This window comes from Gymnodinialimonas sp. 202GB13-11 (genome assembly GCF_040932485.1).
GTDB lineage: Bacteria > Pseudomonadota > Alphaproteobacteria > Rhodobacterales > Rhodobacteraceae > Gymnodinialimonas > Gymnodinialimonas hymeniacidonis.
On record NZ_JBFRBH010000001.1, the window covers coordinates 3,226,099 to 3,250,056 of the forward strand.

General features: G+C 60.9%; 24 protein-coding genes, 2 tRNA genes and 1 riboswitch. Of the genes, 11 read left to right on the forward strand and 15 right to left on the reverse strand.

The annotated features are described in order from the left end of the window. Positions 1–13: 13 nt before the first annotated feature. A complete protein-coding gene (locus tag V8J81_RS16515) occupies positions 14–409 on the forward strand; it encodes a thioredoxin family protein (protein WP_368476846.1) in 396 nt (131 codons plus the stop codon). Positions 410–415: 6 nt separating this feature from the next. On the opposite strand, the gene V8J81_RS16520 is transcribed toward V8J81_RS16515, so the two are convergent. Both V8J81_RS16520 and aroC read right to left on the reverse strand, forming a co-directional pair. After that, a complete protein-coding gene (locus V8J81_RS16520) occupies positions 416–1,120 on the reverse strand; it encodes a hypothetical protein (RefSeq protein WP_368476847.1) in 705 nt (234 codons plus the stop codon). Positions 1,121–1,267: 147 nt separating this feature from the next. Then, positions 1,268–2,362 (reverse strand): chorismate synthase, encoded by a 1,095-nt coding sequence (gene aroC / locus V8J81_RS16525; protein WP_368476848.1) that lies wholly within the window; start codon positions 2,360–2,362, stop codon positions 1,268–1,270. A 60-nt stretch (positions 2,363–2,422) separates the two neighbouring features. Next, a riboswitch (TPP riboswitch) is annotated at positions 2,423–2,539 on the forward strand. A 37-nt stretch (positions 2,540–2,576) separates the two neighbouring features. On the opposite strand from aroC, the gene thiB reads away from it, so the two are divergent. The 3 genes from thiB to V8J81_RS16540 are packed head-to-tail and all read left to right on the forward strand — an operon-like array spanning position 2,577 to position 5,789. Beyond that, positions 2,577–3,572 (forward strand): thiamine ABC transporter substrate binding subunit, encoded by a 996-nt coding sequence (gene thiB / locus V8J81_RS16530; protein ID WP_368476849.1) that lies wholly within the window; start codon positions 2,577–2,579, stop codon positions 3,570–3,572. Beyond that, positions 3,548–5,113, forward strand: coding sequence for a thiamine/thiamine pyrophosphate ABC transporter permease ThiP (locus V8J81_RS16535; protein WP_368476850.1), 1,566 nt, complete (start codon positions 3,548–3,550; stop codon positions 5,111–5,113). The genes thiB and V8J81_RS16535 overlap by 25 nt, the downstream gene beginning before the upstream one ends. After that, the gene (locus V8J81_RS16540) at positions 5,100–5,789 is read left to right on the forward strand and encodes a thiamine ABC transporter ATP-binding protein (protein ID WP_368476851.1); all 690 of its coding nucleotides are present in this window, start codon (positions 5,100–5,102) and stop codon (positions 5,787–5,789) included. Before V8J81_RS16535 ends, V8J81_RS16540 begins: the two co-directional genes overlap by 14 nt. A 58-nt stretch (positions 5,790–5,847) precedes the next feature. Here V8J81_RS16540 and V8J81_RS16545 read toward each other — a convergent pair whose 3' ends face one another. The 10 genes from V8J81_RS16545 to dapF all read right to left on the reverse strand — a co-directional run bounded on the left by V8J81_RS16545 (position 5,848) and on the right by dapF (position 13,623). Then, entirely contained in the window at positions 5,848–6,660 is an 813-nt protein-coding gene (locus tag V8J81_RS16545) for a cytochrome c1 (RefSeq protein ID WP_368476852.1), read from the reverse strand. A 17-nt stretch (positions 6,661–6,677) separates the two neighbouring features. Then, positions 6,678–8,036: a cytochrome b gene (locus tag V8J81_RS16550; protein WP_368476853.1), complete on the reverse strand. Its 1,359-nt coding sequence runs from the start codon at positions 8,034–8,036 to the stop codon at positions 6,678–6,680. Positions 8,037–8,051: 15 nt separating this feature from the next. Further along, the gene (gene petA / locus V8J81_RS16555) at positions 8,052–8,627 is read right to left on the reverse strand and encodes a ubiquinol-cytochrome c reductase iron-sulfur subunit (protein ID WP_368476854.1); all 576 of its coding nucleotides are present in this window, start codon (positions 8,625–8,627) and stop codon (positions 8,052–8,054) included. A gap of 231 nt (positions 8,628–8,858) precedes the next feature. Further along, a complete protein-coding gene (locus tag V8J81_RS16560) occupies positions 8,859–9,407 on the reverse strand; it encodes a pyridoxamine 5'-phosphate oxidase family protein (RefSeq protein ID WP_368476855.1) in 549 nt (182 codons plus the stop codon). 97 nt (positions 9,408–9,504) lie between these two features. Continuing rightward, complete coding sequence (locus tag V8J81_RS16565) at positions 9,505–9,930, reverse strand: GNAT family N-acetyltransferase (RefSeq protein WP_368476856.1); 426 nt, start codon at positions 9,928–9,930, stop codon at positions 9,505–9,507. After that, positions 9,927–10,526 (reverse strand): glutathione S-transferase family protein, encoded by a 600-nt coding sequence (locus tag V8J81_RS16570; RefSeq protein ID WP_368477666.1) that lies wholly within the window; start codon positions 10,524–10,526, stop codon positions 9,927–9,929. Before V8J81_RS16570 ends, V8J81_RS16565 begins: the two co-directional genes overlap by 4 nt. Then, positions 10,526–10,807 (reverse strand): hypothetical protein, encoded by a 282-nt coding sequence (locus V8J81_RS16575; RefSeq protein WP_368476857.1) that lies wholly within the window; start codon positions 10,805–10,807, stop codon positions 10,526–10,528. Before V8J81_RS16575 ends, V8J81_RS16570 begins: the two co-directional genes overlap by 1 nt. A 30-nt stretch (positions 10,808–10,837) precedes the next feature. Next, the gene (locus tag V8J81_RS16580) at positions 10,838–11,491 is read right to left on the reverse strand and encodes an FMN-binding negative transcriptional regulator (RefSeq protein WP_368476858.1); all 654 of its coding nucleotides are present in this window, start codon (positions 11,489–11,491) and stop codon (positions 10,838–10,840) included. Positions 11,492–11,515: 24 nt separating this feature from the next. Next, entirely contained in the window at positions 11,516–12,778 is a 1,263-nt protein-coding gene (gene mtaB, locus V8J81_RS16585; RefSeq protein ID WP_368476859.1) for a tRNA (N(6)-L-threonylcarbamoyladenosine(37)-C(2))-methylthiotransferase MtaB, read from the reverse strand. After that, positions 12,775–13,623 carry a diaminopimelate epimerase gene (gene dapF / locus V8J81_RS16590; RefSeq protein ID WP_368476860.1) on the reverse strand — a complete coding sequence of 283 codons (849 nt, stop codon included), beginning with the start codon at positions 13,621–13,623 and terminating at the stop codon, positions 12,775–12,777. The genes mtaB and dapF overlap by 4 nt, the downstream gene beginning before the upstream one ends. 87 nt (positions 13,624–13,710) lie before the next feature. On the opposite strand from dapF, the gene V8J81_RS16595 reads away from it, so the two are divergent. Next, positions 13,711–13,786 (forward strand) — tRNA-Lys (locus tag V8J81_RS16595). Positions 13,787–13,874: 88 nt separating this feature from the next. Continuing rightward, positions 13,875–15,287, forward strand: a complete 1,413-nt coding sequence (locus V8J81_RS16600) for an L-serine ammonia-lyase (RefSeq protein ID WP_368476861.1) — start codon at positions 13,875–13,877, stop codon at positions 15,285–15,287. Between the two features lie 7 nt (positions 15,288–15,294). Here V8J81_RS16600 and V8J81_RS16605 read toward each other — a convergent pair whose 3' ends face one another. After that, entirely contained in the window at positions 15,295–16,281 is a 987-nt protein-coding gene (locus V8J81_RS16605; protein WP_368476862.1) for a LacI family DNA-binding transcriptional regulator, read from the reverse strand. Positions 16,282–16,423: 142 nt separating this feature from the next. On the opposite strand from V8J81_RS16605, the gene V8J81_RS16610 reads away from it, so the two are divergent. The 4 genes from V8J81_RS16610 to V8J81_RS16625 all read left to right on the forward strand — a co-directional run bounded on the left by V8J81_RS16610 (position 16,424) and on the right by V8J81_RS16625 (position 21,616). Beyond that, positions 16,424–16,500, forward strand: a tRNA-Arg gene (locus V8J81_RS16610). A 98-nt stretch (positions 16,501–16,598) separates the two neighbouring features. Further along, on the forward strand, positions 16,599–17,801 hold the full coding sequence (locus V8J81_RS16615) for a Coenzyme F420 hydrogenase/dehydrogenase, beta subunit C-terminal domain (RefSeq protein WP_368476863.1): 1,203 nt from the start codon (positions 16,599–16,601) through the stop codon (positions 17,799–17,801). 223 nt (positions 17,802–18,024) lie between these two features. Continuing rightward, entirely contained in the window at positions 18,025–21,048 is a 3,024-nt protein-coding gene (locus V8J81_RS16620) for an error-prone DNA polymerase (RefSeq protein ID WP_368476864.1), read from the forward strand. Between the two features lie 34 nt (positions 21,049–21,082). After that, positions 21,083–21,616 carry an AAA family ATPase gene (locus V8J81_RS16625; protein WP_368476865.1) on the forward strand — a complete coding sequence of 178 codons (534 nt, stop codon included), beginning with the start codon at positions 21,083–21,085 and terminating at the stop codon, positions 21,614–21,616. On the opposite strand, the gene pip is transcribed toward V8J81_RS16625, so the two are convergent. Beyond that, positions 21,613–22,602 carry a prolyl aminopeptidase gene (pip, locus tag V8J81_RS16630; RefSeq protein WP_368476866.1) on the reverse strand — a complete coding sequence of 330 codons (990 nt, stop codon included), beginning with the start codon at positions 22,600–22,602 and terminating at the stop codon, positions 21,613–21,615. The genes V8J81_RS16625 and pip overlap by 4 nt on opposite strands. Positions 22,603–22,660: 58 nt before the next feature. Between pip and ubiG the strand changes: the two genes are divergently transcribed. After that, positions 22,661–23,407 (forward strand): bifunctional 2-polyprenyl-6-hydroxyphenol methylase/3-demethylubiquinol 3-O-methyltransferase UbiG, encoded by a 747-nt coding sequence (gene ubiG, locus V8J81_RS16635; protein WP_368476867.1) that lies wholly within the window; start codon positions 22,661–22,663, stop codon positions 23,405–23,407. Positions 23,408–23,471: 64 nt separating this feature from the next. Here ubiG and V8J81_RS16640 read toward each other — a convergent pair whose 3' ends face one another. Further along, positions 23,472–23,915, reverse strand: coding sequence for a MarR family winged helix-turn-helix transcriptional regulator (locus V8J81_RS16640; RefSeq protein ID WP_368476868.1), 444 nt, complete (start codon positions 23,913–23,915; stop codon positions 23,472–23,474). Positions 23,916–23,958: the final 43 nt, after the last annotated feature.

Sequence of the window (23,958 nt, forward strand, 5' to 3'; positions counted from 1 at the left end):
ACGGAGAATGAATATGAATCGTCGCATGCTTCTTGCCGCCGCAGCGGCCCTGACCCTGGCGCCCTTTGCGGCGCAAGCGAACATGATCGACTATACACCCGGCGCCGCCGAACAGGCGATAAATGCGGGCGAAACCGTGATGCTGGATTTCGCAGCTGATTGGTGTTCGACCTGCCGCAGTCAGGAACGAACGATCAATGCGCTGCTTGAAAGCAACCCGGCCTATGGTGAAGCGATCACGATCTACCGGGTGGATTGGGATGACTACGGAAATGGTGCGCTGGCCAGCCAGTTGAACATCCCGCGTCGCTCGACCCTCGTGATGTTCCGCGACGGGGCTGAGGTTGCCCGCATCGTCGCTGGCACGCGCGAGGCAGACATTCGCGCCTTGATGGACGCGGGGCTGTAACACCCCTCAAATCTCGCCGTCTGTGGTGGCCACGACGGCGAGGTTGTCCAACGTCCAGGACGCCCCTTCGGACGGATCGGAAGCCAAGCCGAGTAATAAGATGTCAGCTGCAGGCGCCGTCTGCAGCGCTATGTGAAGCGTCACGATCGCCTCTTCCGTTGCCGTTGGAAGCGCAGGCTCAGCAGGGCGCGGCGATATGAGCGTCTGGTCGACAAGCACATCAATGTCAGCCCCCTCAGGGACGGCGGCATCGGTCGGGATCTGATCCCCGTTACGGGCCCCAAGCGTGATCGCAACAGTTTCTGACCCATCCAGAGAAACGCGAAGCACATCCCTTTCGGACCATCCACCTAGCAGGTGAATGTCAAAGCTGACCCGCACGGACTGAGTATCTATCGGCAGGCGAAAGCTCCGCTCGACCGGCTCATCGGTGAAAGGGCCCAGAACGGGGCCAAGTCCGGTCAGGCGTTCAGACGTGGTTGCAGGCGACCATTCCCCACCGCCAAAGCTGAAATCTTCAAACGCAAGAAGGTCGTCAGCGGTGTTCAAAGCAAGCAGGCCGTGCTGTTGGCGCAGGGCGTGCGGTTCGGTTGTGATACGGATGAAGGCGCCTATGCAGACAAGCATGACAAACAACGCGACAACCAGAAGCATCCCGTCGATTGAAATCAGTGCGCGTTCCGCGCGACCCTGTCGAGCATTCTGCCCCATGAGACATCCATTGGCTTACCCCAGCATGTCCTGTCTTTTGCCGAAATGTGGCGGAAAAAAGGCGGGGAAATGGCGGGATTGCCACATTGTTCAAAGCCGCGAACAAATGCGCTGCGTCAGCATGAATTGGCTGATGTTTAGCAAAAACTAACCGATTTCGCCGCGGTTAACGCCCACTTGCCCACGGTGGAGCAGCATGTGATCGAGCAGGATACAGGCCATCATCGCCTCACCCACAGGCACCGCGCGGATGCCGACGCAGGGATCGTGCCGCCCTTTCGTCACAATCTCGGTCGCCTCACCCGATTTCGTGATTGTCTTGCGTGGCGTCAGGATGGAGGAGGTCGGTTTGACCGCGAACCGCACGACAACGTCCTGCCCGGTGGAGATCCCGCCAAGGATACCACCCGCATGGTTTGAGGAATATTGCGGCCCGTCCGGCCCCATCGTGATCTCGTCTGCATTCGCGGTGCCGGTCAGGGCGGCGGCGGCCATACCGTCGCCAATCTCAACGCCCTTCACGGCGTTAATCGACATCATGCCAGCGGCCAGATCAGTATCGAGCTTGCCGTAGATCGGCGCGCCCAAACCGGCGGGAACGCCGCTTGCGCGGACCTCGATCACCGCGCCGACGCTGTCACCGGATTTGCGCAGCGCATCAAGGTAGTCGGCCCAATCTTCCGCCGCCGTCGCATCCGGGGCCCAGAACGGGTTGTTCTCGACCTCTGCCAAATCAATGCCCGACACACGCCGATCGCCCATCTGCACCATGTAGCCGGTGATCTTCAGATCCGGGGCCATCTCGGCCAGGGCAGCCCGCGCAACGCCACCAGCCGCGACACGCGCAGCTGTCTCGCGCGCCGAAGAGCGTCCGCCGCCGCGATAGTCGCGAATGCCGTATCTCTGCCAATAGGTGATATCGGCATGGCCGGGGCGAAACTTCTCGACAATGTCGCCGTAATCCTTCGACCGCTGATCCGTGTTGCGGATCATCAGCTGGATGGGTGTTCCGGTACTCTGCCCCTCAAACACGCCCGACAGGATCTCAACCTCATCGGGTTCGCGCCGCTGGGTCGTGTACTTGTTCTGACCGGGCTTGCGGCGATCCAGCCAGTGTTGGATGGCGGACGCCTCAATCGGCACGCCGGGCGGGCAGCCATCGACCGTTGCCCCGAGGGCGGGACCGTGGCTTTCGCCCCAGGTGGTGACGCGGAACAGGTGACCGTAGGAATTCATGCTCATGGTCCCGGGGATTAGCGGTGCGGCGCCCGATGGACAAGCCCGCAGCTTTGCCCTAGCTGTTGTCACACCTCGGGGGGGCTACGCGCATCTGACGATACGCTGGCCTGAGATTGCGAAAGCTGACCCGTTGAACCTGAACCGGTTAGAACCGGCGGAGGGAAGGTTTACGGCTTAGCCAGACTTCACTTCGCCCACAGTTATTGGAGGAGTGAGGATGAAGCTCACCACACCACTTATCGCTGCGGGATTGTCCACGATTGCAGGGGCGGCCTTTGCACAGACCCCCGTTTTGACAGTCTACACCTATGACAGCTTCGCATCCGACTGGGGCCCTGGCCCACAGGTGGAGCTGGCCTTTGAAGAAATCTGCGAATGCGACCTGCAGTTTACCGCAACGGGCGATGGCGCGGCGCTTCTGTCGCGCCTGAGGCTGGAGGGTTCGCGATCGGACGCAGACATTGTTCTTGGCCTCGACACCAACCTGATCGCTGCGGCGGATGAGGCAGAGTTGATGCAACCCCACGGGATGGACGCAACGGGCCTGACCCTGCCAATCGAATGGGACGATGCGAATTTCATGCCGTTTGACTGGGGCTATTTCGCCTTCGTCCATCGCCAGACGCTTGAAGATGTGCCCAATAGCTTTGAGGAGCTTGCGGCATCAGACGTGAGCATCGTTATTCAGGACCCACGATCCTCCACCCCCGGCCTTGGTCTATTGATGTGGGTGCAGCACGCCTATGGTGACGACCGCGCCGCTGAGATCTGGGAAGGTCTGGCGGACAACGTCGTGACGGTCACGCCCGGCTGGTCTGAGGCTTATGGCCTGTTCCTGGATGGGGAAGCCGACATGGTCCTATCCTACACCACCTCACCCGCCTATCACCTGATCGCGGAAGAGGATGACAGCTACACCGCTGCACCCTTTACCGAAGGCCATTACATGCAGGTCGAGGTCGGCGGGATCCTTGCCACCGCCGACAACCCGGAGCTGGCGCAGCAGTTCATGGAGTTCATGGTCTCTCCCGCGTTCCAGGAGGTGATCCCGACAACCAACTGGATGTATCCGGCTGCCTTGCCCGAGGACGCGCTGCCTGATGGGTTCAATACGCTGATCCAGCCAGAGCAATCCCTGATCTTCTCATCGACCGGCGCCGCCGAAGTGCGAGAGGATGCTTTGGCCACATGGCAAAACGCGCTCAGCCAATAACTGGCCTTCAGGCGACCGGCGGGGTCTTTGCCCTGCTGGTCGTGCTGACCATTTTGGGACCGTTGGTTGCAGTGATCTGGCGGGCGGAGGGCCTGACAGACCTTCGTCCTGCAGATTGGGCGGCCATCAGGTTCACATTGCTCCAAGCGGCGTTGTCGGCACTGGTATCGTGCCTCGCGGCGATTCCCGTTGCGCGCGCGCTGGCGCGGCGAAGGTTTGCAGGGCGCAGCGCCTTCATCGCGCTATTGGGTGCCCCGTTCATCCTTCCGGTGATCGTCGCCGTGATGGGGCTGCTGGCTATCTTTGGCCGATCCGGCTGGATCAACAGCGCACTTGAAGGGATCGGCGCGGGCACGATTGAGATTTACGGCTTATTTGGCGTTGTTCTGGCCCATGTGTTTCTGAACCTGCCACTGGCCACACGCCTGCTTTTGCAAGGCTGGTTGGCCATCCCGTCCGAGCGGATCCGTTTGGCCCGGTCGCTGAATTTTCAACAGCGAGACATGCGGCGGCATTTTGAATGGCCCCTTCTTGCCGCGACATTGCCCGGCGCGCTTTTGGTAATCTTCCTGATCTGCACCACAAGTTTCGCCGTTGCCCTGATCCTGGGCGGGGGACCCGCCGCGACCACGGTTGAGCTGGCCATCTATCAGGCGTTTCGGTTCGACTTCGACCTTGGGCGCGCCGCCTATCTGGGCCTTGTTCAGGTCATGATCTGTGTCGGGGCTGGTTTGCTGGCCTGGCGCTTTGCGCGGGCCTCGCAATTTGGAGCCGGGTTGGATCGCCCCGCCATGCGTTGGCCGGACGATACGCAAGGCGCACGCCGGTTCGATTTGGCTGTGCTAACGGCTGCGGGCACTTTCTTGCTGCTGCCATTGCTGGCCGTCGCGGCGGAAGGCGTGGGGGCAGTTTTCGGCCTGCCGTTGTCCACATGGGAGGCCGCGCTTAGGTCGGTAACCCTGGCGCTCGCATCGACCGCGTTGGCGGTTGGATTGGCGCTTCCGATGGCCCTTCTCACCGCGGGCCATGCAGCCCGTGCGGGGTTGGAGGGGGTTGGCTTGCTATCGATCGCCGTCTCCCCCCTCGTAGTCGGTACGGGCCTGTTCATCATAGTCTTCCCGATTGCCGATCCGGTGGCGTTATCCCTACCCATCACAGGGCTTGTGAATGCGCTCGTCGCCTTACCGTTCCTTTTGCGCGCCTTGATCCCAGCGGCGGCAGCCGCTGAGGCCACACAAGGCCGCCTTGCCGACGCCTTGGGGATGCGCGGCGCTGCCCGGTTGCGCCACGCGATCCTGCCACGATTACGGCGGCCATTGGGGTTCGGCGCCGGGCTGGCGGCGGCTTTTTCGATGGGGGATCTGGGCGTGATTGCCTTGTTCTCAGCCCCCGGACAGGAGACGTTGCCGCTGGAAATGTATCGCCTGTTCGGCTCATACCGCACCGATGACGCGCAAGGCGCAGCCGTTGTCTTGATGTCGCTGTCTTTGGGACTGTTCTGGTTGTTCGACCAAGGGGCGCGCGTGAATGCTGCGGCTTGAGGATATCACAGTGCAGCAGGGTGATTTCAGCCTGTCCCTGTCTTTGGATGTTCCAAAGGGAGCACGCGTGGCACTTATGGGGGCCTCAGGCTCAGGCAAATCGACGTTCCTATCGCTTGTCGCGGGCTTCACTTGGCCCGACACTGGAAAGGTATGGATAGACGGCGCGGACGTGTCCCGCGCGACGGTAGCGCAGCATCCGATGTCGATCCTGTTCCAGGACGGCAATCTGTTCCCTCACCTCTCGGTATTTCAGAATGTGGCGCTTGGGTTGGACCCAAGCCTCAAATTGCATTCCGACGACGAGGCACGCGTTACGGATGCACTGGAAAAGGTCGGGCTGAAGGGGTTCGAAACCCGCAAGCCGGCGGAGCTTTCCGGTGGTCAGCAAAGCCGCGTCGCCCTGGCGCGGATGCTGTTGCAGGATCGCCCCCTCGTTTTGTTGGACGAGCCCTTTTCGGCACTCGATCCCGGATTGCGGCGTGACATGCTGGAACTTGTGGCAACGCTTTGTGCGGAAACGGGTCAGACGCTCGTCATGGCGACGCATGACCTGCGCGATGCAACGCGCCTGTGTGATCGATTAGTCTTGCTGGATGCAGGACAGATCATCTTGCGGGGCGACCTTGCGCGGCTGGTCGCGCAGGAGGAGGAGGCCTTGCGGCCTTGGCTCTAGTCACAAAAAAAACGCGCCCCACAGTGGGGCGCGTTTCAATTTCAGATCGTTAGACCGATTACTCGGCGGCCTGAGTGCCACGCTTGGCAGCTGCCTTGACCGGTGCCCAAAGGCGCTTGTTGGTCAGGTACAGCAGGACCGAAAAGATGCCGAGGATGATGACCGCGAGGAAGCCCATCTGCTTGCGGGCCATCATGTGCGGCTCAGCCGTCCACATCAGGAACGCAGCAACGTCCTGTGCCATCTGGTCCACTGTTGCGGGCGTTCCATCGGCATATTCAACCGCATCTTCCCAAAGCGGCGGCGCCATGGAGATCAGCCCACCTTCCATCGTCTCGTTTTCATACAGGATCGCGCCATACTGCTCGACCTCTTCGCCCGTGTAGTGGGTCAGAAGCGAAGCGATGTATTCCGGGCCACCGATCCCGTTGATCAGGGGGTTGATCCCGAGACCGTAGGGGCCGCTGAAACCCGTGCGCGCCTTGGCCATAAGGCTCAGGTCCGGTGCGCCAACACCGTCATTGACGGGGAAGTTGTCGTTGGGCGTTGCTGCCCGCCAGTCCTGCAGGTCGGGATCGTAGACCTCGATGAAGTTCTGGTCGATGTATTCCAGCACCTCCTCCTCGGTCCAACCGATGCCGCCCTCATCTGCAAGGGTACGGATGGGGACGTACTGCAGGCCATGACAGCCTGAGCAGATTTCGGTGTAGACCTGAAGGCCGCGCTGAAGCTGGTTCTGATCGAACGTGCCGAACGGGCCTTCAAACGAGAAGGCGTAGTTTTCAACGTAACCCGCGCCACCCGCAGCATGTGCCGCGCCGGAGGTGAGGGCCAGCGCCGCAGTGGCGCTGATTGCAAGTTTCCTGAACATCGTCAGTTTCCTCTCTCTCACTCTGCCGGGGTCGGCGCTGCGGCCGTACCGGAGCCGGGGGTGCCCGAAGACCCACCGCCGACATGTTCGTTGAAGTCCTCTTCGATGGTCGAGGGCTGCGGCAGCGGCTTCTCGATCACACCCAGAAGCGGCAGGATCACCAGGAAGTAGGCGAACCAGTAGGTGGAGCCGATCAGGGCGATGTAGGGATAGATCCCTTCCGCCGGGCGCGCACCGACCCACATCAGAACGAAGAAGTTCACGATGAAAACCCAGAACCATGCCTTGAACATCGGGCGATAGCGACCCGAGCGGACCGACGACGTGTCGAGCCATGGGGCCAGGGCCATCACCACGATTGCACCGAACATCGCAACCACACCGAAGAAGGCTGCATCGACGATGCCACCGGTTAGGAAGTTGGCGGCAATCACGATCCAGACCTCGTTATCGAAGGCGCGCAGGATTGCGTAGAACGGCAGGAAGTACCATTCGGGCACGATGTGTGCCGGCGTCGCCAGCGGGTTCGCCTCGATATAGTTGTCCGGGTGGCCAAGGTAGTTTGGCATGAAGCCCACGACCGCGAAGAAGGCGACCAGGATCACGGCAAGCGCGAAGAGGTCCTTGATCACGAAGTAGGGCCAGAACGGCAGCGTATCTTTCTCGGCTTCTGCCTTCGACGTGCGGCGCACTTCAACACCCGTGGGGTTGTTGTTGCCGGTCGTGTGGAACGCCCAGACGTGCACGATCACGAGGCCCAGGATCAGGAAGGGCAGCAGATAATGCAGCGACAGGAAGCGGTTCAGCGTGGCGTTGTCCACGGCGGGCCCGCCCAGAAGCCAGGTCTGGATCGATTCACCGATGAAAGGGATCGCGCCAAAGAGGCCGGTGATCACGGTTGCACCCCAGAAGGACATCTGACCCCAAGGCAGAACGTAGCCCATGAACGCCGTGCCCATCATCAACACGTAGATCAGCATACCGATGATCCACGTCACCTCACGCGGGGCCTTGTAGGAGCCGTAGTAGAGGCCGCGGAAGATGTGCAGATACACCGCGATGAAGAACAGCGAGGCACCGTTCTGGTGGATGTAGCGGATCGCCCACCCCCCGTTCACGTTGCGCATGATGTGTTCGACCGAGGCAAAGGCCAGGTCCACATGCGGCGTGTAGTGCATCACCAAAAGGATACCAGTGATAATCTGCATCACCAGTGTGAAGACAAGCACGATGCCCCAGATCCACATCCAATTCAGGTTCTTGGGTGTGGGGATCATCAGGGTGTCGTACATCAAACCGACGATCGGCAGGCGGCGGTGAAGCCACTTTTCGCCGCGCGAATTCGGTTCGTAGTGGTCGTGGGGAATACCAGACATCGTGTTCTTCCTCCGTTAACCGAGCAAAATGGTGGATTCGTCGATGAACTCTGCCGCCGGGATGGGCAGGTTCCGGGGCGCAGGCCCCCGACGGATACGGCCAGCGGCGTCGTAGTGCGAACCGTGGCAAGGGCAGAACCAGCCGCCAAAGTCACCGGCACCGTCGCCAAGCGGGACGCAACCCAAGTGCGTGCACACGCCCTGCATCACAAGCCATTCGCCCGTATCATCGCCCTCAAACGGGGCAAGCGTGCGGTTGGCGTCGGCTGCATCGGCCGCTTCGTCATTTGCGTTGCGCGATTCAGGATCGGGAAGCTCGGACACTTCCACGGCACGGGCCGATTCAATCTCTTCCGCGGTACGACGACGAATGAAAATGGGTTTGCCCAAGAATAAAACCGTCAGCTGCGAGCCTTCTGCCACGCCCGACACGTCAACGCGCATCTGGCTGGCCGCACGCGTGTCAGCGGACGGGTTCATGGAATTCACAAGCGGCCATGCGGCCGCGCCTGCCACGACAACGCCAGTGCCGGCGGTTGCGTAGTACAGAAAGTCCCGGCGTTCGCCGGAAGGATCCTCTGCGTGTGACACGAGCTCTCCTGTTCTCTCTCTGGGGTCCGGACGTCTCCGAGACCTGGGGAAACTGCAAAGAGGGCCACGGAATCTTTCCGCCACCCAGCTTGCGCTGCTGTTACTGTCTGATGTTATAGGCGTCCAGCGGACAAACGCGCGCATGGGGGCTGAAATGTCGCATTCTTCCCGATGCCTGCCCTTTCTGGGCGACTTCGCTGCACATGCGCGCGGCCACAGGTTGAAACGGCCCTAATCCTCGAACAGACCTGTTGGGTAGCCATCAATGGTTTCGGTATTCTTGCGCTGCCAATAATCCTGCACGCCATCCTCGCCCATTTCGGCATAAAACGGCAAAAGTTCGGAGTGCACACGGTCCGCCTCAAACGGCATGAGCGGCACACCGGTTCCGCAAGATGTCTGAACAAGATCAATGTGCATGTCGAAGATCTGCCGCGTGCCAGCCATTTCGGGGAAGTCCGCGGCGGCCTCGGCCCATCCGGAATCGCGCGGGTGCAACGTGCTTGCGGTGCCGTAGACGCGCAGGATCAGCGCGTCGCCCTCGAATGCACAGAACATCAGGGTCATGCGATTGGATTTCCGCAAATGTCCGGCGGTTTCATTGCCGCTGCCAGATAGGTTGAGCCACCGGATATGTGTGTCGCTGACGATACGCAGGCTGTCGGCACCTTTGGGCGATAGATTCACCCGCCCTTCCGGCGCTGCGGTGGCAACGAAGAACAGCTTCTGACGCTCGATAAAGGCCCGCAGGCTTCGGTTTAGCTTCGGCCCTGTTGGCATCGCATGTCTCCCGCTTTTTAGGAACATACGACGAACATTGTGTAAGCGCCACCGACCTTTGGAAGCCTCCTGTCAGACTCCCGCCAGCATTACCGCGTTACAGCTTGGCCTGCATCATCCGGTGCATGATGCCGGATCCATCATCATAATCCGGCCCGTCTGCCTCGAACCCGAGCCGCTCATAGAAGGCGATGGCATGGACCTGGCTTTCGAGGGCGGCAAATTCGAACCCACGCGCTTTGGCGTCGTCCAGAATGGCCCGCATGATTTGCGCACCAAGGCCGATCCCACGATGGGACTTTAGGACGGCAACGCGCCCGATCTTTGCGGTTTCGCCCTTGGCCACGATACGCGCCGTGCCCGCAACGCCCGTCTCGTCCTGCGCAAGGTAGTGCAGGGCATCGGCATCGTATTCGTCTATGTCAGGCGGATCGGTGATCCCCTGCTCGATGGTGAAGACAGCGTCACGCACATCGAAACAGGCCTGCCGCTCGGCTTCCGTCGTCGCAAGGGTGATTTTCACGCCGGTGCCGTCGCCACCATGGAAGGACGCTCGGCAAACTTGGCGTACCACGCGGCCAGCGCCTCCTGCCCGGTGCGCCAATCGTCATCGGGGAAGCGGAAATCAAGATAGCCAAGCGCGCAGGCCACGCTGACCTGGCCCATATCAACTGGGCCGTGCAGATGGCTCAACCATTGGCGTTCGATCGTGTCAAGCGCACGGTTGATCTTGGTCCATTGCGCCTCGAACCACGGCGTCCAGATCTTCGTTTTCGGGCGGAAACGCTGCTCGTAGATCATACCGACGGCGGCTTCCATGATGCCGTCGCCAGTGGCCTCCAGCGTCAGCACTTCCCACAACCGCGCCTCCGGGTAGAGGCCCGCCATGGCGTGATCGTCCAGAAAACGGCAGATGACATTGCTGTCGTAAATCGTCGGGCCACTGTCACGCGTCAGAGCTGGGATCTTGCCCAACGGGTTCGCCGCGTTGATCTTGTCCTCGCCTCCCATCGGTGAGGCAGTTACCTCCACATACGGAATGTCCGTAATGCCCGCTTCTACAACCAAAGTCCGCGCTTTGCGGACAAACGGGGACGCGCCCGAGCCAAGCAATTCCATCATGTCAGCCGCCTTATCTTGAGACGCGCAAGCGCCGTTCCATCAATCCGAAATTTGGGGCCGAACCGACCCAATCTTGTGTCGCGCACCACCCGTGCAGAGCCACAGATCTGACCGGCCGCCCGCCGAACGCGCAGGCCGCGGGGCGCCGCGTCCATCTGCGCCTCGACCGCCTTGGGAAAGCGTCCACGCGGAATAAAGCGCGCCGCAACAAAGCCTGCAGTCGCCACCGCGCCATAGCGCAGGGCCATCGCCGCAAAGGGTGTCAGTTGAAGTGCCATAAGAACCGCTCCTCCTCGGGACTGGTTCTCTTAGATGTAGGTAAGCGAACTGCCCTTGTCTATCGACGGGACGCCGCCGGTCATCAACGCACCTAATGTCTCAAGCTCATGGCCGATGGGGCTTTGCTTGATCTGCTCCGCGGCTCCCTGGCGGGCCTCATCGCTTTTGTTCTGGTTCAGCTTCCACGTACCTTCGACTTCTTCCACCATGAATTTGAACGGCAGAATCTGGCGCATCATCCGTTCCAACGCCTCGTCAGACATCTTGCCTGTCGTCCACGCTGGCTTGGGGGAAAGCCGCCCTTCGAAATGCGCAGAGAGCCGGTCCAGATGTTCACGCATCAAACCGCCATCCATTGGCTCAATCGTTCCACGCAAATGGACGGCGACATAGTTCCAAGTCGGCACCTGATCCGGCGTTTCATACCAATCAGGCGAGACATAGCCATCAGGCCCCATCACGGCGATCACCGCCGGGGTCGGAGCCTGAACAGCGCGCGCGATTGGATTGGACCGCACAAGGTGCAATTCGGCCATTTCACCACTGTCGTCCAGAAAGAATGGCACATGACTGATCAGAGGGGCCGGATCGGCATTCATGCTCAACATGCCGAAGCCGCGCTTGCGGCACATGGCAAGGTTCATGAACTTCGGTTCCCCGCGGAATGCTGGATTAGGATGCATGGCCTTCCTTAGTACTTGCGGTCGTTACTGGTTAAGCGCCACAAGTTGACGTTCCGTTGCGCCAGAGATCCTGGCTTGGACAATCTGTCCCTCGGGCTGATCATGGTGGAACACAACCTCGGCGAACTGTTCCGTGCGCCCCAAGCGCGGCTTTTCGACAAGTATGTTGTGTTTCTGCCCTATCTGTTTGGACAGGTGAGACTTTACCCGTTCTTCCCCCTTACGCCGAAGCTGCGCCGCGCGGTCCTTGATGGCTTTGCCGTTGACCTGCGGCATTCGGGCGGCAGGTGTGCCGGGGCGCGGGCTGTAGGGGAAGACGTGCAGCCATGTCAGATCGCAGTCTTCGACAAGCTTCAGCGAGTTCAGGAAATGGTCATCCGTCTCGGTCGGAAACCCGGCAATAATGTCCGCTCCGAAGGTCATGTCCGGTCGCAGACGCTTTGCTTCCTCGCAAAACGCAATAGCATCGTCACGTAAATGGCGGCGCTTCATCCGTTTGAGGATCAGGTCGTCACCATGCTGAAGCGAGAGGTGAAGGTGCGGCATCAAGCGCGGCTCGGTCGCAATCGCCTGCATCAGGTTCTCGTCCACCTCAATCGAGTCGATGGAACTGATGCGCATCCGGGGCAAATCCGGCACCAGTCTGAGGATGCGCATGACCAAATCGCCAAGTTTCGGCTCTCCCGGCAGATCAGCGCCCCATGAAGTAAGGTCCACCCCCGTAAGAACGACCTCGTTGAAGCCGCGATCCACCAGCCGCTTGATCTGTTCCACAACCACGCCGGCCGGCACGGAGCGCGAATTGCCCCTACCATAAGGAATAATACAGAAAGTGCAGCGGTGGTCGCATCCGTTCTGAACCTGCACGTAAGCGCGGTGCCGCCCGAACCCGTCGATCAGGTGCCCGGCAGTTTCCTCAACCGACATGATGTCATCGACACGGACTTTCTCGGTCTCTCCTATGAAATCAGCAGGCAGGTTGGCCCATGTCTCGGGTTGCATCTTCTCGGTGTTGCCGAGAACCAGATCGACCTCATCCATTGCCTCAAAGGTCTGGGGTTCAGTCTGCGCAGCACAGCCTGTTACGATCAACCGCGCATTGGGATTGTCGCGGCGCAGCTTACGGATTTCCTGCCGTGCTTTACGCACCGCCTCGGACGTTACCGCACAGGTGTTTACGATCACCGCGTCGCCCACACCGGCGGATTGCGTCATCTCGCGCATCGCCTCGGTCTCGTAGGCGTTCAGCCGACAGCCGAGTGTGTGGAACACTGGCGGGTTGCTCATTTGAGGCTGTCCAGAAACGCCGGCGTCAACTCACCAGAGAAAACATGCGCGGTCGGGCCGGTCATCCAGACGCCGTCATCGCGCCAATCAATCGCGATCTCGCCACCATCCAGCGTCAGCCGTACCTTCCGCCCGGTCAGGCCGCGCCGCGCCGCAGCCACGGCCACCGCGCAGGAGGAAGAGCCAGAGGCCAGCGTGACGCCCACCCCCCGCTCCCATACCCGCATCCGAAGATGATCAGCGCCGATCACATGGGCGAACTGCACATTGGTGCGTTCGGGGAACAACGGGTGATGCTCAAATTTCGCACCCAATTTCTCCAGATTTACCTCATCCGCATCATCGACAAAGAAGGTGCAATGCGGATTGCCCATGCCCGTCGCCACGGGCGCGCCATCAATCGGAAGGTGCAGCGTGTCACATGCGCCCTTCAGCGGAATCCCCTGCCACGACATGACCGGTTGGCCCATGTTTACCGAGGTCAGGCCGCTGCCCTCATCAACGGCTTCAAGAATACCGCGCTCGGTCCGCAGGGTGATGCGGTGATTACCGGTCAGCTCCATCTCGCGCCGCGCGATGCAGCGGGTCGCGTTGCCACAGGCCCCAGCGGTGGAGCCGTCTGCGTTCCAGAATGTCAGCTCTAAGTCCGTGTCTGTGCCCGACTCAACGACAGCCAACTGATCGAATCCCACACCGCGATGTCGGTCCCCCAAAGCTTGCGCCAAGGCAGGCGTAATGGCCCGCGACTCGCCCCGCGTGTCGACGATAACGAAGTCGTTGCCAAGGCCATGCATCTTCAGGAACGGCAGGCCGGGATATGAGTCTTTTCTGGACATTCTGCGCATATACGCGCGCGGCACGTAACTTCAAAGGGGCAGCCGGATTTTCGCTTGACGACGCGCGGGCCGCCTCTTAGGTACGCGCCCCTGAGTGGGCCCGTAGCTCAGTTGGTAGAGCAGTTGACTTTTAATCAATTGGTCACAGGTTCGAATCCTGTCGGGCTCACCATTTTTCTCCCCCAATAGCGTCGCAAATACACGCAATCCTGTCGCGGGCCCCTTTCGAAATGCGCGTGATGCACGCTAAACCGCGCATCATGTTCTTATCCATCTTCGACATCTTCAAAATCGGCGTTGGCCCGTCTTCGTCCCACACCATGGGCCCAATGACAGCGGCGGCCCGGTTTCTGGACGACCTTCGCTCAGGCCGCGAGAAGGAACCCGGTGCCGGTACGCTCGCGGGCCTTGGCGCATCTCTGCACGGCTCGCTCGCCTTCACTGGAAAGGGTCACGCCACCGATCGCGCCATTGTGCTTGGTTTTGCCGGCTTTGAGCCTGCCACGCTCGACCCGGACCGCGCCGCAGAGTTGGAGGCGGAGATTCACGCCAGCGGTATGGTCACACCACCCGACCTTCCGCCGCTGAAATTCCAGCCCGAGACCGACCTGATCTTCGACTACGACCGCACCCTGCCCGGCCACGCCAATGGCATGATCCTGCGCGCCTACGATGATGCCGGAAACCTGTATCTTGAGGAAACCTACTATTCGATCGGCGGCGGATTCGTGCTGACTGCATCCGAACTCGAAGGCCAGGGTGAGGGCCCGGACGCCCTGCACGCCGAGAAGGAAGAGGCTGGTTTCCCTCATCCGTTCGGCTCAGCCCAGGAGATGCTGGCCATGGGTCACGGGACCGGCAAAACCATCGCCCAGATGAAGTGGGAAAATGAAGCTGCTCTTTCCCCCCGAGCCGAGGTTCAGACCCGCCTCGATGGCGTTTGGAAAGCCATGGACGATTGCATCGACCGCGGTTTGCGGATGGAGGGCGAATTGCCCGGCGGCCTGGCCGTGAAGCGCCGCGCCAAGAACATCTATGACCAACTGAAAGCCGAGGCAGGCACAAACCTCGCTCAACCGCACGTAGCCAACGATTGGCTCAGCGTGTACGCGATGGCCGTAAATGAGGAGAACGCCGCCGGTGGGCGCGTGGTGACCTCCCCCACCAACGGGGCGGCAGGCGTTGTGCCTGCAGTACTGCGCTACTACCGCGACCACTGCATCGGCGCGACCGAGGAAGGCCGCAGGACGTTCCTCATGACCGCCGCCGCCATTGGCGGGCTGATCAAGCACAATGCGTCGATTTCAGGGGCCGAGGTCGGCTGTCAGGGCGAGGTTGGAAGCGCGTCTGCGATGGCCGCCGCAGGCCTTTGTGCGGCCCTTGGGGGCACGAACGAGCAGATCGAAAATGCCGCTGAGATTGCCTTGGAACATCACCTGGGTATGACATGCGACCCGGTTGCTGGCCTTGTTCAGGTGCCCTGCATCGAGCGAAATGGGTTGGGCGCTATCAAGGCCGTTTCAGCAGCATCCCTTGCCCTGCGCGGGGATGGCACACACTTCATGCCGCTCGACAATTGCATTGAGGCCATGCGCCAGACGGGCCTTGATATGAGCACAAAGTACAAGGAAACCAGCCAAGGCGGTTTGGCTGTGAACCTGCCTGAGTGCTGAGCGCCGATTAGGCGTTTCGCACCGTATCACCGGGCAAAAACTCAGGCTCAAGTTGGATCACTTCCGAAGTCAGCTGGTTGGCGACCATCACCTCCGCTGCCTTCCGACCAATCGCATCGCGCTGGCTGTCCATGGTCGCGATACGCATCGGCAGGCCATCCAATACTTCAAAAGAATTGAACCCAGCCAGCCCGATCTCATCCGGAATACGCATGCCTTTCTCAAGGCAGTAGAGCAGTCCACCTGCAGCATTCATATCTGTGTTATAATAGAGAAAATCGAGATCTGGCGTTCGGTCAAGCAAGGCCTTCGTCATACCTCGTCCGGTGCCAAAGCCAGATGCCCCATCATAGAAAATCTCATCTGCAAGACCGACACCCGCCTCAGCCAGACCCGCCTTGAAACCGCGATAGCGCTTTTGCGCGCGCGCATCTGCGTTGGAACTGGAACCAAGATACCCGATGCGCTTGTAGCCCCGGGCAACGATTTCATTGGCCATGAACCGACCTGCCGCTTCGTGGCTGATGCCGACCACACCTGCGACCGGATCACCGTCAACATCCATGACCTCGACCACCGGAACACCTGCTGCCCGCATCATTGCGCGGGCGGAATCGGTATGCTCCAGCCCTGCAACGATCAGACCGGACGGACGCCAGGAGAGCATCTCGTAGATGACCTTCTCCTCTTTCTCGGCATCGTATTGCGAGGTTCCGATGACGGGTTGCAGATCCGTCCCATCAAGCACGGCACCGATGCCATGCAGCACATCCGGGAAGACCATGTTGGAAAGCGACGGGATCACAACGCCAACAAGGTTCACGCGGTTTGACGCCAACGCACCCGCGATTTTGTTGGGCACGTATCCTAGTTTGCGGGCCGCTTCGAACACGCGCTCACGCGTTTGCACCGACACATCGCCCCGGTTTCGCAACACGCGGCTGACTGTCATTTCGCTGACGCCGGCAGCGTCGGCCACATCGCGCAGGGTCATCTGCGGTTTGCCATCGAATGGATTTCTTCCGCGCAAGGGGTCGTCCTTTGGTCGTGTGCGCCTTTCGCCCTTGATACGCTTGCCCGGCACACCTCCGCAAGCGCTTGCGGCACGGGCATAAATCGCAGACAAACAAATGGTCGGCCCCGTGGCTCAACTGGATAGAGCAGCCCCCTCCTAAGGGGCAGGTTGCAGGTTCGAATCCTGCCGGGGTCGCCACTTTCGAGTATGTAAACTTACGTTGACATATTGGGCCTCATCCCGCAGTCTTCGGTGTCTTCTGGAGCCTTCGGAAATTGCCTAAAGATATGAATCCAATGGGCTTTTTTGCCCCACACCTGGGTGCCGCACCTCGGGCTGGCCTCTGTACGGATTGCGGGATCAGTCGGATGGGTGATGGGAAAGCGTGCGGAAAGGCATGCCAGTTTATTCAACCCGATTACCCCGAGGCTGAGCATCGAGTGCATGGTCGACACGCCGATGAGGCGCTTGGCGATGAAGGTTTCTTTGGCGTCACGCTTGCGATGCAGCGGGCGCGATTGGCTGCGCCCATGCCAGGCGCGCAATGGACTGGAATCACAACAGAATTAGCCGCCGAATTGCTGCGCAACGGCGCGGTCACGGCGGTTCTGGCCGTCGCGCCGGACCCGGAGGATCGCTGGAAACCAATGCCGGTGATCGTGACGGAGCCGGAGAATATGGCGCAATGCCGAGGGATGCGGATGGGGTACGGGCCGACGCTAGCGGCGTTGGAGCCTGCGATGGAAGCTGGTCACACGCGTATCGCGGTGGTGGGCATACCGTGCCAGGTTTACGCGCTTCGGCAGATCGAAGAAGACCTTGGGCTAGAGCGGCTCTATGTGATCGGAACGCCATGTTCGGACAATACCACAACTGAGAATTTTCATCATTTTCTCAGTCTGTTAGACGACAGGCCAGAGACGGTCAGCTACCTTGAATTCCGCGCCGATTATAAGGTGGAACTTCGCTTTGATGATGGCCGTAAGCCGCGGGTCGTGCCGTTTCTGAGCCTTCCGATCAGCCAGTTGGACGATGATTTCTTCCCGCTCACCTGCAAGACATGCGTGGATTATACCAATCGGCTGGCCGACATCACGGTCGGATATATGGGCGGTGACGGCGATCAATGGGTGATCACGCGCAACCATCGTGGGGTGGAGATGCTGGAGGCTTTAGGCGACCGGATAGAGATCAAGCCTCTGACAGATAAAGGAAAACGCGAGAGCGCGGTGAAAGGCTTTCTTGCGAACACCGAGCGTGCGGCGGGCGGAATGCCGTTGCGGCGTATGCCTGATTGGCTGCGGCCTGTCGTGTCGTTTCTTCAGCCGAGGATCGGGCCACGCGGGCTGGAATTTGCCCGCGCACGGGTTGAGATGAAGGCGATTGAGACGATCCTTCACCTGCGCCGCGCGCATCCTGCGCGGGTCAAGAATATGGTGCCGGATCACGTCTGGCGGGTGGCCGAAAAGTACGGCCTGACGCGCAAATCCAGCGAGTAAAGTCCTCCCATTTGGGAGGATTTGTTCCTATTTGGGAGGAGTTTTCTGGTCAATGACGGCCAATTTTCTCCCATCTGGGAATGGTTTCACGCATTTCTTGTGCAAGATTCGACGGCTGATGTGGTGGCGATGTCATCTCGCAAGCGCGGTCTGACGCGGAGGATGAGCGACAGATCTTTCATCGTTCTCCACAAAAGAACAAAACGTGAATATAATCCGACCCATGAGATTCGTAGAGCTCTCCATCACGTCAAATTTCACCTTCCTGACGGGGGGCTCTCACCCCGAGGAATACGCGCGGCGGGCGGCGCTTCTGGGGGTGGAGGCGATTGCGATTGCTGATGAGAACTCGGTCGCGGGCGTCGTGCGGGCCTGGGCGGAGTTGCACAAGATCGGGGAGGAGATCGAAGACGCGAAAGAGGCTGCGAAAGATCCAATCGGGCCACCCCGACCCGACCATGTTCCGCCCGCGCCCCGCGCGCCGATTGACCATGTTCCCCGCCTGCTACCCGCCAGCCGGTTGGTGTTTGCCGAGGGTGTCGAGATCACCGCCCTGCCCCGGGATCGCAGCGGTTGGGCGAGCCTGTGTCGGTTGCTGTCGACGGGGCGGTTGAGGGCCGAGAAAGGCACCTGTGATCTGCGTATCGACGATCTGCTGGAACGGCACACCGGGTTGGAGCTGCTGCTGCATGCGCCCGCGCGGACCACCAAACGCTGGCTCAAACAGGCGGAGCGGGTGGCGAAACTGGCGCCATCGCTGTGCCTTTCGCCGCTTTATGACGGGCAGGACGCCACGCGTTTTGCCAGCCAGACGCGGCTGGCAGAGAGCCTTGGGCTGCAAACGATCGCGTCAGCCCGGCCGCTGATGCATCACGGGTCGCGCCGACGCCTGACCGATATTCTGACCTGCGTGCGGATGGGTATTCGGGTGGAAGAGCTTGGAACCGCCGCGCAGGCCAATGCCGAACAGCGCCTGCGTAGCCCGTCCGAGATGGCGCGGATCTTTGAGGGCTATGAAGACGCGGTGGCGCGGTCGGTTGAGATCGCAGAAAGGTGCCGGTTCGACATCCAAAGCCTGCGGTACGAATACCCGAGCGAGATCACCGAGGATGAGACGGCCAGCGAACGGCTGGCGCGACTGGCCCGTGCAGGGCTGGAATGGCGCTATCCGGGGGGCATCCCCGATTACGCGGCCAAGCAGATGGAGCATGAACTGACGCTGATCGGGAAGCTGGGATATGAGCCCTATTTCCTGACGGTGCATGACATCGTGAAATTCGCGCGGTCCCGCAACATCCTGTGCCAGGGGCGCGGGTCGGCGGCCAATTCGATCACCTGTTTCGCGCTTGGCGTGACGAGCGTCAGCCCCGAGATCGGAACGATGGTGTTCGAGCGGTTCGTGAGCGAGGCCCGCAATGAGCCGCCCGATATCGACGTCGATTTTGAGCATGAGCGGCGCGAGGAGGTGATCCAGCATATCTATGAACGCTACGGGCGCCACCGCGCCGGGCTGTGCGCCACGGTGATCCATTACCGCGGCAAGCGCGCTGTGCGCGAAGTGGGCAAGGCGATGGGGCTGAGCGAGGATGTTCTGTCGGCTTTGTCGAGCCAAATCTGGGGGTCGTGGTCGAAAGGCGCGCCGGAATTTGAGCGGTTGGCGGAGATCGGGCTCGATCCAACCTCGCCCCGGTTGCGGCAGACCCTCCGCCTGATTGGGGAGATTATCGGCTTTCCAAGGCATCTGTCGCAGCACGTTGGTGGCTTTGTCATCACCGAAGGGCGGCTGGATGAACTGGTGCCGATTGAGAATGCCAGCATGGAGGATCGAACGGTCATCTGCTGGGACAAGGATGATATTGATGCGTTGGGCATTCTGAAGGTGGATGTGCTGGCCTTGGGGATGTTGACCTGCGTCCGCAAGGCGTTTGATCTGCTCCAGACGCATCACCAGATCGACTATACGCTGGCGACCTTACCGCCCGAAGATCCGGCGACCTACGATATGCTATGCGCGGCGGACAGCTTGGGTGTGTTTCAGGTAGAAAGCCGGGCGCAGATGAACTTCCTGCCCCGGATGCGGCCGCGCTGTTTTTATGACCTCGTTATTCAGGTCGCGATCATCCGGCCCGGGCCCATTCAAGGCGATATGGTGCATCCGTTCATCCGGCGGCGGAATGGAGAGGAGCCGGTGGAGTTCCCCTCGGACGAGTTGGGGCGGGTGTTGGGCAAGACGCTTGGCGTGCCGCTGTTTCAGGAACAGGCGATGCAGATTGCGATCACCGGGGCAGGGTTCACGCCGGATGAGGCGGACCGGCTGCGGAGGTCGCTGGCGACGTTCAAGAAGCACGGCAATGTCAGCGATTTCCGCACGCGATTCCTGAAGGGGATGGGCGACAAAGGCTATGATCGCGACTTTGCGGAGCGGTGTTTTTCGCAGATCGAAGGGTTTGGGTCATATGGCTTCCCTGAAAGCCATGCGGCCTCGTTCGCATTGCTGGTTTATGCGTCCTCTTGGCTCAAATGCCACCACCCGGGGATTTTCGCCTGCGCGCTGCTGAATGCGCAGCCGATGGGGTTTTATGCGCCCGCCCAGATCGTGCGCGATGCGCGGGAACATGGGGTGGAGGTGCGGCCGGTTTGTGTAAACAGCTCGCACTGGGACAACAGTATGGAGCGGACGGAGAGTGGTGATCTGGCATTGCGGCTGGGGTTTCGGCAGATCAAGTCGATGCGCGCAGAAGAAGCCGATTGGATCGTAGCCGCACGCGGCAATGGCTACCGCGCGGTGGAAGACGTCTGGCGGCGCGCCGGGGTAGAGGCGCGGATGCTTACGGTGCTCGCGGAGGCGGATGCCTTCGCGGCGCTGGGCCTGTCGCGGCGTGATGCGCTTTGGGCAGCCCGCGCGCTGACGCCGAAAAAGGAATTGCCGCTATTTGCAGGTGATCTGGATGGTGAGGGGATTGTGGAACCTGCGGTACTGTTACCGCAGATGAGCGAGGGGGAAGAGGTGGTGGAGGATTATGTCTCCATGCGGCTGACGCTGCGGACGCATCCGGTGGCGCTGATCCGGGATCGGCTAAGCCCGCGAATTGATCCGCGGCTGTTGGTAACGCCCGAGGCAAAGAGGGCGCCAATCCGGCACGATTTCCCAAAGCCGCAAAGCACATTGCCGCCCGTCCCTATGGAGGCAATCGGCGAAAAATTCCCCATGGGGCGGGTAGAAAGCTGGGGGAGCCGGAAGGGATAAGGACAGGGTCTGTATTGCCTGTTAGGCTCAGACAATGATCCTTGTTCTGAACGGATATCCCGGCACCGGGAAGCTGACAATCGCGCAAGCGCTGGCCCCGATGTTAGGCGCGCGGCTGCTGGATATCCACACGACACACAACCTGGCCTTTGCGCTGACAGAATTCCGATCAGACGCGTTTTACAAGACGGTCGACCGGGTAGAGGCGATGGCCTTTGGCTTGATCCGTGATCTACCGCGAGACGTCCCGGTGGTGCTGACCACGGTGCTGGCGGGCGATGGCGCGCGAGCGCTGGCGGAATGGGAGAAGCTGGCGGCGCTGGGGCGGGATCGCCCGCCGTTCCTTGTGGTGCATATCGCCTGCGATCTGGAGGAGAACCTGCGCCGCGTTAACGGCGAAAGCCGCGTAGGCGCGCGAAAACCGCGTGACCCGGGCTATGTGCGGCGCAACCATGCGGAGGCAAAGCCGTTAATGCGGGCAGGGGCAGAGCGGGTACTGGAGCTGGATACGACCGGGTTGAGTGCCGAGGCGAGTGCGGCAGCGATTACCGATTGGGCGCGTGGCTAGAGCCCATATTTCGGCCGCTTCTCACCCACTGATTTCATCACGCGGACAAGCTCCTGGCTGATGCCCGGCTCACTCAGGGCGTGGCCCGCACCTCGGATCATATGGAGGCGGCCTGCGGACCAGACGCGATCCAGCGCATGGGCCGAGGCGGGGGGGCAGATCATGTCGTAGCGGCCTTGTACGATGACGCCAGGGATCTGGGCGATGCGGTGGGCGTCGCGCAAGATCTGGCCGTCTTCTTCCATAAAGCCCTTGTTGACGAAGTAATGGTTTTCGAGCCGAGCGAAGGCACGGGCGTAGTCAGCCGGGCTTTCGCCACCATGGCCATCGCTTTCCATACTGGCCAACGCATTCTCCCACGCGGCCCAGGCGCGGGCGAAGCGGGTCTCGATCATCAGATCGCCGGAGAAGAGGCGGCGGTTGTAGGCGGCGATCAGATCGCCTTGCTCCTCCTCAGGCACCAGGTTGGTGAATCGTGCCCATTGGTCGGGCCAGAACTGGCCAGCGCCGCCGCCGTAGAACCAGTCAAGCTCTCGCTGCATGGACAAGAACACACCGCGCAGGGCGAGGTAGGCGACGTTTTCGGGGTGGGCTTCGGCATAAATCAGGCCGAGCGTCGCACCCCACGAGCCGCCGAAGACGGCCCATCGTTCGATGCCAAGCGTGTGCCGAATGCGTTCGATATCGGACACGAGGTGCCATGTCGTGTTGTCGGTGGTCGAGGCATGGGGACGAGAGCGCCCGCAGCCGCGTTGATCGAACAGGATGATCCGCCACACGGCCGGATCGAAATATCGCCGCATCGCGGGGCTGCATCCACCACCAGGCCCGCCATGGAGCACCACCACAGGCGCGCCACGCGGGTTGCCGCATTGTTCGACATAGATGTGATGGCCATCGCCCACATCGAGCATCCGTTGGTCGAACGGATCGATGGGGGGGAACAAATGCGCGGCTGCGCGCTTTTGGCCGGAGAACTTGTCCATACTCGTCCTATATAGAGCGTGACACGGAGAAGACTGACTAAAGTTGCGAGAGATGTCCATGAACGCCGCGCCGCAAACCACCGTCGATGACAGCGAAATAGCTAAATTTGAGGCAATGGCCGCCGAATGGTGGGACACGGAGGGCAAATTCAAGCCGCTCCACATGCTCAACCCGACGCGGTTGGATTATATCACCAGCCAGATTGCCGCCGAGTTCGGACGCGACCTGAAGGATGACGCGCCTTTTGCGGGGCTGCGGATTTTGGATATCGGCTGTGGGGGCGGATTGCTGGCCGAGCCGATGGCGCGTTTGGGCGCGGATGTGGTGGGCGCGGATGCCGCAGAGCGGAATATTCCGGTGGCCCGTGTTCATGCGGAGCAATCGGGGCTGGAGATCGATTATCGCCACACCACCGCCGAGGCGATGGCGGCGGCGGGTGAGCAATTCGACGTCGTGCTGAACATGGAAGTGGTCGAGCATGTGGCCGACCCGCTGGCCTATCTGACGGCCTGTCAGCAATTGTTAAGGCCGGGCGGGTTGATGGTGTGTTCGACGATCAACCGGAACCCGAAGAGCTACCTTATGGCGATTATCGGAGCCGAGCATGTGATGCGCTGGCTGCCGAAGGGCACGCACGAATGGTCGAAATTCATCACGCCGGACGAGTTGTTTGATCTGATCGGGCAGGCCGGGCTGGAGCCGGTGGATCGAAAGGGGTTCGTGTTCAACCCTGTGCTGTGGACCTGGGCGATCAGCGACCGTGATCTGTCGGTGAACTACGTGACCGCTTCGGTGAAGCGGTAGGGCGCGCTGCGCCATGACCCCCAAGATATTTCGGGCACATGGAAGGCGAGCGCGGCCGGCGCGCCTAGCCTTCGCCTTCCAGCTTGATCCGCATCTCGCGCAGAATGGGCAGGGTTGCGCGGACTTTTTCGGCCCCAATCTCTGAGACGGCCTGGGACAGAATTGGCGCGATGGCCGAGATCGCCGCATCGCGCGCGCGGCGGCCTGCGGGGCTGATCGAGATCATCTTTCGGCGGGCATCATCCCAATCGGGACGAACATGGATATGGCCAGCCCATTCGAGCCGATTGAGCGTGTTGGTCATAGCGCCACGCGTCAGATGAAAGGCGCGCGCAAGTTGCGCCGGAGATTTCTCTTCATTGCTGCGAGCGAGATGGTTGAGCACCGAAAAATGGCTCAGTTCCATACCCTTAGGCAGAGCTTTGGACAGGCGCGCACGAGCCAGCTGGTCTACCATGAAGACCTCGCTGAACAGCGCAACAGAGAGAGGATCATCGGCCTGCGACATGCCGCGGATAAAACGCCGCGTTGCGGCATGACGCAAGGGTTAA

Bases quoted from the DNA above. Each gene is read 5' to 3' on its own strand.
- V8J81_RS16515 (WP_368476846.1), top strand. From the start codon at position 14: ATGAATCGTCGCATGCTTCTTGCCGCCGCAGCGGCCCTGACCCTGGCG.
- V8J81_RS16520 (WP_368476847.1), bottom strand. From the start codon at position 1,120: ATGGGGCAGAATGCTCGACAGGGTCGCGCGGAACGCGCACTGATTTCA.
- aroC (WP_368476848.1), bottom strand. From the start codon at position 2,362: ATGAGCATGAATTCCTACGGTCACCTGTTCCGCGTCACCACCTGGGGC.
- thiB (WP_368476849.1), top strand. From the start codon at position 2,577: ATGAAGCTCACCACACCACTTATCGCTGCGGGATTGTCCACGATTGCA.
- V8J81_RS16535 (WP_368476850.1), top strand. From the start codon at position 3,548: ATGGCAAAACGCGCTCAGCCAATAACTGGCCTTCAGGCGACCGGCGGG.
- V8J81_RS16540 (WP_368476851.1), top strand. From the start codon at position 5,100: ATGCTGCGGCTTGAGGATATCACAGTGCAGCAGGGTGATTTCAGCCTG.
- V8J81_RS16545 (WP_368476852.1), bottom strand. From the start codon at position 6,660: ATGTTCAGGAAACTTGCAATCAGCGCCACTGCGGCGCTGGCCCTCACC.
- V8J81_RS16550 (WP_368476853.1), bottom strand. From the start codon at position 8,036: ATGTCTGGTATTCCCCACGACCACTACGAACCGAATTCGCGCGGCGAA.
- V8J81_RS16560 (WP_368476855.1), bottom strand. From the start codon at position 9,407: ATGCCAACAGGGCCGAAGCTAAACCGAAGCCTGCGGGCCTTTATCGAG.
- V8J81_RS16570 (WP_368477666.1), bottom strand. From the start codon at position 10,526: ATGGAATTGCTTGGCTCGGGCGCGTCCCCGTTTGTCCGCAAAGCGCGG.
- V8J81_RS16575 (WP_368476857.1), bottom strand. From the start codon at position 10,807: ATGGCACTTCAACTGACACCCTTTGCGGCGATGGCCCTGCGCTATGGC.
- V8J81_RS16580 (WP_368476858.1), bottom strand. From the start codon at position 11,491: ATGCATCCTAATCCAGCATTCCGCGGGGAACCGAAGTTCATGAACCTT.
- mtaB (WP_368476859.1), bottom strand. From the start codon at position 12,778: ATGAGCAACCCGCCAGTGTTCCACACACTCGGCTGTCGGCTGAACGCC.
- dapF (WP_368476860.1), bottom strand. From the start codon at position 13,623: ATGCGCAGAATGTCCAGAAAAGACTCATATCCCGGCCTGCCGTTCCTG.
- V8J81_RS16600 (WP_368476861.1), top strand. From the start codon at position 13,875: ATGTTCTTATCCATCTTCGACATCTTCAAAATCGGCGTTGGCCCGTCT.
- V8J81_RS16605 (WP_368476862.1), bottom strand. From the start codon at position 16,281: ATGACCCTGCGCGATGTGGCCGACGCTGCCGGCGTCAGCGAAATGACA.
- V8J81_RS16615 (WP_368476863.1), top strand. From the start codon at position 16,599: ATGGGCTTTTTTGCCCCACACCTGGGTGCCGCACCTCGGGCTGGCCTC.
- V8J81_RS16620 (WP_368476864.1), top strand. From the start codon at position 18,025: ATGAGATTCGTAGAGCTCTCCATCACGTCAAATTTCACCTTCCTGACG.
- V8J81_RS16625 (WP_368476865.1), top strand. From the start codon at position 21,083: ATGATCCTTGTTCTGAACGGATATCCCGGCACCGGGAAGCTGACAATC.
- pip (WP_368476866.1), bottom strand. From the start codon at position 22,602: ATGGACAAGTTCTCCGGCCAAAAGCGCGCAGCCGCGCATTTGTTCCCC.
- ubiG (WP_368476867.1), top strand. From the start codon at position 22,661: ATGAACGCCGCGCCGCAAACCACCGTCGATGACAGCGAAATAGCTAAA.
- V8J81_RS16640 (WP_368476868.1), bottom strand. From the start codon at position 23,915: ATGTCGCAGGCCGATGATCCTCTCTCTGTTGCGCTGTTCAGCGAGGTC.